Raw genomic sequence first — 2,612 nt, forward strand, 5'->3', positions numbered from 1 at the left:
ATTAATTGCGCCTCGTGAAATCTATCGTGGCCATGATATACAAAATCTTGCGAAGCGTTATGAACTGAGTGCAATTTGTCGTAGCGATATGACAGAGCCTGTGCATGAAGGTATTCCTGTTGTTATTTTGGACACAATTGGTGAGCTTGGTCGTCTTTACAGTTTAGGGGATATCATCTTTGTAGGGGGTTCTCTTGTGAAGACTGGGGGCCATAATATTTTGGAACCTGCTGCACATGGCAAGCCAATCTTGGTTGGCCCACATATGTTTAACTTTAAAGAAATCTTCGCACTATTAAATTCTCGCGGTGCTTGTGAACAAGTAAAAAATGGCAAGGCCTTAACAGCTATGGTTTTACGCCTATCTAAGGATAAGGCACTAGCAGAAGAAATGGGACGACATTGTCTTGAGATTATTCAAGAAAACCGTGGTGCTACACAACGTAATACACAAGAGTTGCGCTTGTTGTTTGAGAAACATCAAATTATTCCGTAAAGCTATATAATTTGTTTAATTAATCTATGATTTTACATAATCGGAGGGATCACCTATGAGTGGGGAAGCATTATTCAAATCCATAGTTAGTGGTGAAAATCAATCCATATTAGGTGATATAGCTCGTTCTAGCTTAGGCTTTTTAAGTAAAGGTTATGAGAAGGCTGTATCAATGCGCAATGCTAAATTTGATGAAGGCAAAGGCGTTACAAAAGTTGCAGTACCTGTTATCAGCGTTGGTAATATTACAGCAGGTGGTACAGGTAAAACACCGATGGTACGATTTATCTGTGATGTACTCACTCAAAAGGGACTTCATCCTACGGTGCTTAGCCGTGGTTATCGAGCAGAAGATAACAAGAAGAATATCATTATTTCCAAAGATGGCACAATGCTTGTAGAACCAACTATTAGTGGTGATGAAGCTTGGCTACTTGCAAAGGTTTTGCAAAAATCTAATGTTATTATCGGTCGTGAACGGTCAAAATCAGCAGAGATTGCTATCAATGAACTCGGTGCTGACTGCCTCGTTATGGACGATGGTTTTCAACATCGCGCATTAGCTAGAGACATTGATATCGTGCTTATTGATGCGTCTAATCCGTTTGGTTATGACCATGTATTACCTCGTGGCTTGTTGCGTGAACCACTTAGCGGGTTACAACGGGCTAATATCATTGTTCTTACAAAGGTAGACCAAGTGGCACCAGGCATTGTGTCTGCTATTCGGAAGCGCTTATCGCAGCTAGTTCCCAATACACCTGTTTATGAAACTACGCATAAGCCTCAATTTATGTATACGTTGGATGAGTGGGCTAATGGTACAGCTGGTGCTCCTGTAGACTCCTATAAGGATAAGCGTATTATGGCCGTTAGCGGTATAGGTAATCCACAATCCTTTACACAAACATTGACTGATGTAGGCTATAATGTGGTTCATACTTTACCATTTGGTGATCATCACGACTTCACTAATGATGATGTAGTAGACATTTGGAAAGAAGCGTTTGCTCATCAAGCCGATGCCATTTGCATTACAGAAAAGGATGCGGTGAAGTTAAGTCAGTTGCATGCAATTGAAGACTTTAAAATACCGATTCTAGTGCTATCTATAGGGATTGAATTTATTTCTGGAAAGCAAGAATTCATAGAAAATTTAGAGATTTAGTGTATAATAATAAGATACACGAATAACAGAAATGGGGTTTTATTGTGAAGTTTGGATGTGTTATTCCTGCTCGTTATGGTTCTACTAGATTACCGGGTAAACCATTAGCTGATATCGCAGGAAAGCCGATGATTGAACGCGTTTACGATCGGGTGTCCCAAGCGACAAAAACAGCATGTACTATTGTTGCTACTGATGATGACCGCGTCTATTCTGCAGTTCAAAATTTTGGGGGAACTGTTATGATAACAGACCCTAATCATCCGACAGGGACTGATCGATTAGCAGAGGTTGCTAGTCATTATACTGACTTAGATGTAGTTATCAATGTTCAAGGTGATGAGCCTATGATTGAGCCAAACCTTATTGATGACTTGGCCCGTCTTTTTGAAGAGGATCCAAACTTACAAATGGCTACCGTAGCTACTCCTTTATTAGAGGAGGAATATGATGAGCCGTCAGCGGTTAAGGTCATTTTAAATAATCGCAATGATGCGATGTATTTTTCTCGATCTTTAATCCCATACCCTCGTCATGATTTTGTGCGAGCTCCATTAAAACATATTGGTATCTATGCGTATCGTAGAGATTTCTTATTAAACTACGCTAAGATGGAGCCAACTGCAGCGGAGCAAACAGAATCATTAGAGCAATTACGAGCTCTTGAAAATGGATATACTATTCGTGTTATTCTTACAGATAAACGATTTATCGGTGTAGACACACCGGAAGACTTAGCTCGTGTAAATGCAATTTACGAGCAAGAGGAGAAATAAATGAAAACAGTTCAAATTAAAGATATTACAGTAGGTGGTGGCAAAGGCTTATTTGTTCTTGCTGGACCATGTGTTATCGAGGACTATGATCGCACATTAGCCATTGGTAAACGGGCAAAAGAAATTTGTGAGCGTTTAGGTGTTCCTTACATCTTTAAAGCCTCTTTTGATA

Annotated in this window: 3 protein-coding genes and 1 pseudogene; all 4 read left to right on the plus strand. The window is 39.8% G+C overall.

Annotated elements, in window-relative coordinates; all coding sequences use genetic code 11:
• The coding region (locus Q0F90_RS08685; RefSeq protein WP_367113429.1) for a 3-deoxy-D-manno-octulosonic acid transferase at nt 1-496 on the plus strand (496 nt) is incomplete at its 5' end.
• Between the two features lie 55 nt (nt 497-551).
• Nucleotides 552-1,664: a tetraacyldisaccharide 4'-kinase gene (gene lpxK, locus Q0F90_RS08690; protein WP_296004805.1), complete on the plus strand. Its 1,113-nt coding sequence runs from the start codon at nt 552-554 to the stop codon at nt 1,662-1,664.
• Between the two features lie 44 nt (nt 1,665-1,708).
• Nucleotides 1,709-2,440 carry a 3-deoxy-manno-octulosonate cytidylyltransferase gene (kdsB, locus tag Q0F90_RS08695; RefSeq protein ID WP_296004808.1) on the plus strand — a complete coding sequence of 244 codons (732 nt, stop codon included), beginning with the start codon at nt 1,709-1,711 and terminating at the stop codon, nt 2,438-2,440.
• Nucleotides 2,441-2,612, plus strand: a pseudogene (locus tag Q0F90_RS08700) (3-deoxy-8-phosphooctulonate synthase); the annotation flags it as partial.

The sequence above is a fragment of the uncultured Veillonella sp. genome (assembly GCF_934190855.1).
Classification (GTDB): domain Bacteria; phylum Bacillota; class Negativicutes; order Veillonellales; family Veillonellaceae; genus Veillonella.